At 64.7% G+C, this 6018-nt stretch carries 4 protein-coding genes; 3 read left to right on the top strand and 1 reads right to left on the bottom strand.

Going from position 1 to position 6018, the window contains the following annotated elements:
• Positions 1-56 precede the first annotated feature (56 nt).
• Positions 57-1826: a Rieske 2Fe-2S domain-containing protein gene (locus OXG98_01645; protein MCY3770717.1), complete on the top strand. Its 1770-nt coding sequence runs from the start codon at positions 57-59 to the stop codon at positions 1824-1826.
• Between the two features lie 103 nt (positions 1827-1929).
• Here OXG98_01645 and OXG98_01640 read toward each other — a convergent pair whose 3' ends face one another.
• Positions 1930-2970 (bottom strand): peptidyl-alpha-hydroxyglycine alpha-amidating lyase family protein, encoded by a 1041-nt coding sequence (locus OXG98_01640; protein ID MCY3770716.1) that lies wholly within the window; start codon positions 2968-2970, stop codon positions 1930-1932.
• A gap of 325 nt (positions 2971-3295) precedes the next feature.
• On the opposite strand from OXG98_01640, the gene OXG98_01635 reads away from it, so the two are divergent.
• Complete coding sequence (locus tag OXG98_01635) at positions 3296-4483, top strand: anhydro-N-acetylmuramic acid kinase (GenBank protein ID MCY3770715.1); 1188 nt, start codon at positions 3296-3298, stop codon at positions 4481-4483.
• A 324-nt stretch (positions 4484-4807) separates the two neighbouring features.
• A complete protein-coding gene (locus OXG98_01630; protein MCY3770714.1) occupies positions 4808-5905 on the top strand; it encodes a SpoIID/LytB domain-containing protein in 1098 nt (365 codons plus the stop codon).
• Positions 5906-6018 lie beyond the last annotated feature (113 nt).

The raw sequence follows: 6018 nt of genomic DNA, 5'->3' as shown, positions 1-6018 counted from the left end.
CGGGGGCGGACCGTGGTTCAACACGCGCTCGACGCTGCACTAGAGGCCGGGTTCTCATGAACGGCATCTGTGAGACGGCCTTGCGCGACCCGATCCGGGTGGCTTCGGTGGACGAACTGAAGGAAAAGGGGAGCATGGTCGTCAGCGGAAACGACGGACCGATCGCCGTGTTCCACCACGGCGACGGGCAGGTCCACGCCGTGGACAACCGCTGCCCCCACATGGGTTTCCCGCTGCACCGGGGCACGATCAAAGACGGCATTCTCACCTGCCACTGGCACCACGCGGATTTCGACCTGGAGAGCGGCTGCACCTTCGATCTCTTTGCCGACGACGTGCCGGTGTTCGCGGTCGAGATTCGAAACGGGGACGTGTGGGTATCGGGTTCGCGAGACCGGTCCGGCGACGCGGAATACTGGCGCAACCGCCTCAGGGAGGGCCTGGAGCAGAATATCTCGCTGGTCAACGCCAAAGCGGTGATCACCCTGCTGAAATCGGGCGTGTCCTACAAGGATATCGCCGAGACCGGCGGCCGGTACGGGGTGCGGTACAGGTCGTCCGGATGGGGGCCCGGCCTGACCATCCTGACCGCCATGACCAACCTGTGCGAATACCTGCCGAAGGACGAGCAGATCCTCCCGCTTTACCAGGGACTGACGCACGTGGCCCGCGACAGCAACGGGGAGCCGCCGAGATTCGACCTGCAGCCGCTGGATACCGAAAACCTGTCGATCGAACAGCTGAAGCGCTGGTTCCGCCGCTTCGTGGAGGTGCGCGATACGGACGGCGCCACGCGCTGCCTGCTCACCGCCGCGTCCATGGACAGTGACCCCGCGGTCCTGGTCGACATGATGATGTCCGCCGCCACGGACCACGTGTTCCTGGATGGCGGCCACGTAGCGGATTTCATCAACAAGGCCTCGGAGCTGCTGGATCATATCGGCTGGGAACACGCCGGAGAAGTGCTGCCCAGCCTGGTGCGCCAGCTATGTGCGGCGCAACGCGGGGAAGAGACCAACGCGTGGCGCCACCCCGTCGACCTGGCGGCCATCCTGCGCGGGGCGAACGACGCGCTGCCCGGCGCACTGGCCTCAACGTCGAACGGTCACGCCTGGGAAGGTCCCGGAGAGCTGGCCGAAGTGATCCTCGGGGAGGACCCCCAGGCCACGGTGGACACCATGCTGGACCGCCTGCGCGAAGGCGTGACGCCGCTGCAGCTCAGCCAGGCGGTCACCTACGCCGCCGCGCTGCGCATCGCCCGCTTCCACACCCAGAACGAGTTCAACGACTGGATCACCGTGCTGCACACCTTTACCTACGCCAACGCCCTGCACCAGGCCCTGAAGCGCACGGGTTCCCCTGAACTGGTCCGCGGCGTGTTTCATGGGGCCATGGCGGTGTACCTGGACCGCTTCCTCAACGTGCCGCCCGCGCGGCTGCCGGATGAGAAGGCCACGGCCGGCCTGGCCGGAGAGACCGACGAGATCCTGGACGCCTTTCTGAATGAACTGGATACGCAGCAGCAGGTGGAACCGGCCGCCCGGCTGGTCCACCGCTACCTGGCCGACGGGCACCCGGTAGACCGGCTGTTCCGCACGCTGGCGGTCTCGCTGCTGCGGGAGGACGCCGAGTTTCACAGCTTCCAGATGCTGGAGGCGGGCATACGCCAGTACGAGGAACTTGAGGGAAGCGCCGAGGCCGGCCACGTGCTGATCGCCACCGCCCGGTATCTCGCCGCCCACGCCCCGACGCAACGGGCCCTCAACCAGACCGCGCAGATCGCGCTGCGGCTGAGCCGGGGCGAGGCGATTTACGAAGAAGAATGACAAAAGGCGCGGACCGTGACTTAGCCCCTCACGGCCCGCGCCTCCTTGTGTTACGATCCGGCCTGTTCGACGAACCGGTCCAACGGACCGATCGGTGTTCGCACTACTCGCCGGATAAAAGGTACTTCCTCAACATGCGGGGTCCGACCTCCGCGCCGTACACGTTGCCCATGGCGTCCACGGCAACGCCTTCCGCGCCGGTCGTCCCGGCGTTATCGGCGTCCACCACGGGGTCGGGGATGAAGGCCGACACGAAGCCGCCGTCCTTGATGCTGCCGACGCGGATACCGCGCTTCCAGCCCGGGTTGTTGCCCCAGGTCGCGTTTGATTCGGAATCGGCGCTGTAGAGCACGTCGGCGGCGGTGATGAAGAGGCCGCTCGGACGGCCGAACTGGGTCCATGTGGCGATGTATTCACCCTTCTGGTCGAAGATCTGGATCCGGGCGTTGCCCCGGTCGCCGACGTAGAGCCGTCCCTGGGAGTCCATGGCCAAAGCGTGGGGATCCCGGAACTCGCCGGCCGCCTGTCCCGTCTCGCCCCAGGCCTTGATGAACGATCCGTTCGGCGCCAGCTTGACGATGCGGTTGTTTCCGCGGGAACCGTGCCCGTCCGCCACGAAAATGCTGCCGTCAGGCGCCACCAGGACGTCGGAGGGCTGGTTGAAGATGCCGTCCCCTTCGCCCGCGACTCCGGCAATGCCCAGGCTCATCAGCAATTCTCCGTCCTCGCTGAACTTGTGTACCTGGTGGCCGATGCCTACACCACCCCGGGCGTCCGTCACCCATACGTTGTTTTCCGAGTCCACGAAGATGCCGTGGGGCCAGACGAACTTGCCCGCGGCGAAACTTTTCAGCAAGTTGCCGTCGCTGTCGAAGAGCAGGATCGGCGGCACGTCTTCTTTGCCGACGCAGGAGTTCTGGCCGCATCTTTCCGCCACCCAGATGTTCCCGCTGCCGTCCTGGGCCGGGAAGACCGCGCTCGTGGATCCCCAGGTCCTGTCCCCGCCCAGCTTGCCCCATATGCCTTCTACCGCGGTGTAGGGATTCGGCGCGTGGTTCTGGCCCAGTGCGGGGCCCTGGAACGGTGCGATCAGGGCGACGGCAGCCGCATAGACGATCCACCGGAACCGGGTCATAGGTGTCATGAGTATCCTCCTCGCTTTGCAATTTCGTAAACATGGTTTCGACTTCGAGCAGGCGGAACCGGAAAGAAATCAGGGATGTGTCGTATACCGGCTATAATACGATACGGACGTATTTTAGCAACGGATTTTTCGAATGCCAGTCGTAGTCCGGGCGCCGTTGCGGGATGCGTCTTCGGGTCGCGCCGACCGGCTTGACGTGCGCGTACGGAACTGAGCCAACCGGCTTGACATCGGACGGGTGGCGGGGCATATTTCAGCAGCGAATTCGGCGACCGGAATGCATGGACGACCAGTGACCGAGGCAGCCGCGCGAGGCTAAACTGACGTGTTATCAGGATTCCAGAACGCCCAGGACCGCCGGATCATCGGGCTGATGTCGGGAACGTCCGCCGACGGGATCGACGCCGCCCTGATACACTTGCGCGAAAAGGACGACGGACTCTTCCTGGACGTGCTCGGCTTCGACACGGTAGCCTTTCCGCCCGGCCTGCGCGATCGCGTGATGGAGGTTTCCGATCCGGATACCGGCAGAATCGACGAACTCGGCCGACTGCATTTCGAGTTGGGGGAACTCTTTGCCAGGGCGGCGATTTCCGCGGCCGAATCCACCGGATTGTCCATGGCGGAGATCGATCTGATCGGGTCCCATGGCCAGACGGTCCACCATCTCCCCGAACGGTCAGCGCGATTCGGCGTGGAAACGGGAGCGACGCTGCAGATCGGCGATCCTTCGGTGATCGCGCAGCGGACCGGCGTGGTGACAGTCGGCGACTTCCGCGCAGCAGACGTGGCCCGGGGCGGCCAGGGCGCCCCGCTCGTACCCTACGTGGACTACCTGCTCTTCAGGCACCCCGTCAAAGCCCGGGGGCTCCTGAACCTGGGAGGCATCGCGAATCTCACCGTGCTGCCCGCTGGCTCGAAACCCGAAGAGGTCATGGCGTTCGATACGGGCCCGGCCAACATGCTGATCGACGCCGTCGCCCTGTCGGAAACGGGGCAGGCCATGGACCCGGACGGCGCGGGGGCGCGCCGCGGCAAGCCCTCCGAAAACCTGGTGACAGGCGCACTGTCCATGCCCTATTTCGAGCGGCCCCCGCCCAAGTCGACCGGCAGGGAGTTGTTCGGCGTCCGCTGCGCGGAGGTCCTGGTCCGCGAGGGCCGGGAAGCCGGACTCAATGCCGAGGATCTGCTTGCGACCGCCACGGAAATCACCATTCGTTCCATAAAGGACGCATGCCGCCGGTTCGTCGAACCCGTCGTCACCCGCATGGACGAAATGATTGTGAGCGGGGGAGGCGCAAAGAACGCGTTCCTGCTCGAGCGACTCGCCCGGGTCCTGTCTCCCGTCGCGGTGTCGACATCGGACGATCACGGCCTTTCGTCGGACGCCAAGGAAGCCGTGGCTTTTGCCATTCTTGCCCACCAGACCGTCCGGGCCCGACCGGGCAGTCTGCCGGGTGCCACGGGAGCGGACCGGCCGGCAGTGCTGGGGAAAATATGCCTGCCCGGTTGAAGAGGATTGGCACGGAGAATCCGCATATGCCTGCCCGGATGAAGAGGATTGGATAGGACACCTCCGATGCATTTGCGCATAACAGATATGGGGAACAGCGAAATCCGAATCCCCGGCATCCCGGTGCGAATCCCCGGTAGCGCCGCGTGGTTACCGGTTTTTATATCACTCCTCGTGATCCTCGGCTGCGCCGGCAGGCCGCTTCCGTCCGGTCGTACCACGCCGCCGGCTCCTTCCGAAGCCGCCACGGCCTCAGAGGCCTTCCGGCCCGGCCAACTCCCAGTGATCCGGATCGGTCTGCTCGTGCACAGGGACACGGCAAGTATGACCGGAACAGGCCGCTTTCGGGTCGTGGACCGGTCCAGCGGCGAAGTGATCGGCACCTCGTCCTCCGGGCAGATCTGGAAAATGCAGGCGAAAGGCGCCTGGATCGACGTGTCCGCTCCAGGGGGCGCCGCCCAGGGGCTGTACACCGGTCCGATCCACGTAAGCCCGCTTGCGCGGGAAGGACGGATCAGGGTGACGGAAAGGGAGTACCGCGGATCGATGGAGGTGGTTTCGAACAAGAACGGCAAACTGACCGTCGTGAACATCCTCGATCTGGAAAACTACCTGCGCGGGGTCGTTCCACCGGAAATCGGCAAGCTGGGGGAAGCCAGGATCGAGGCTCTGAAAGCCCAGGCCATAGCGGCCCGGACGTATACGGTGTCGAACCTGGGCAGGCGCAAAGCCCTGGGATTCGACCTGTACAGTACCGTGGCCGACCAGGTATACCGCGGCTATAGCGCGGAATGGCCCGTCGCCGACCGGGCGATTTCGGAAACGCGCGGTGTGATCGCCACTTACCAAGACAAACCGATCGCCGCCCAGTACTCCTCGACCTGCGCGGGCGAAACCGAATCCATCGAGGACGGCTGGGGGGGCAAGCCCATTCCGTACCTGCGCTCCGTGCGGGACCGGGACCGGGGAAGCGGCGACTTCTGCCGGCATTCGCCGGTCTATACGTGGCAGGTAGAGTGGAACAAGAAGACGCTGGAGAACATCCTGGCGACGAGGCTGCCCGGCCTGGATCCACGCAAGAGGGGTGAGTTTTCCCTGCGCGATATGTCCATAAAAAAACGATCCCCGACCGGGCGCGTCCAACTGCTCGAGATCAAATCGAATCACGGTACGACAACACTGCGCGGCGGGCAGATACGTTCCGCTTTGCGGCGGCCGGTCCGAGGCCAACCGATGCTCCGCAGCACGAAATTCGACCTGAAGTTCAGGACCAACACCGTCGTGGCGGAAGGCGGCGGGTACGGTCATGGCATCGGCATGTGCCAGATGGGCGCCATCGGGATGGCCGGACAAGGATACAAGTACGACAGGATCCTGAAGCACTACTATCGCGGCATCGACCTGAAACGCGTGTACAATTGAATGGGCAGGCACTGGAGCGCGCGACAAGCCGCGCTCGAGACTGAGCCGCGGCCATCCAGGAGAACGACATGATCAGACCACGACCCAACCCTATCGTCTTTCCGATCGCGTTC

This window comes from Gemmatimonadota bacterium (assembly GCA_026706345.1).
In the GTDB taxonomy this organism is placed as follows: Bacteria; JAAXHH01; JAAXHH01; order JAAXHH01; family JAAXHH01; genus JAAXHH01.
This window is presented reverse-complemented; position numbering and strand designations above follow the sequence as displayed.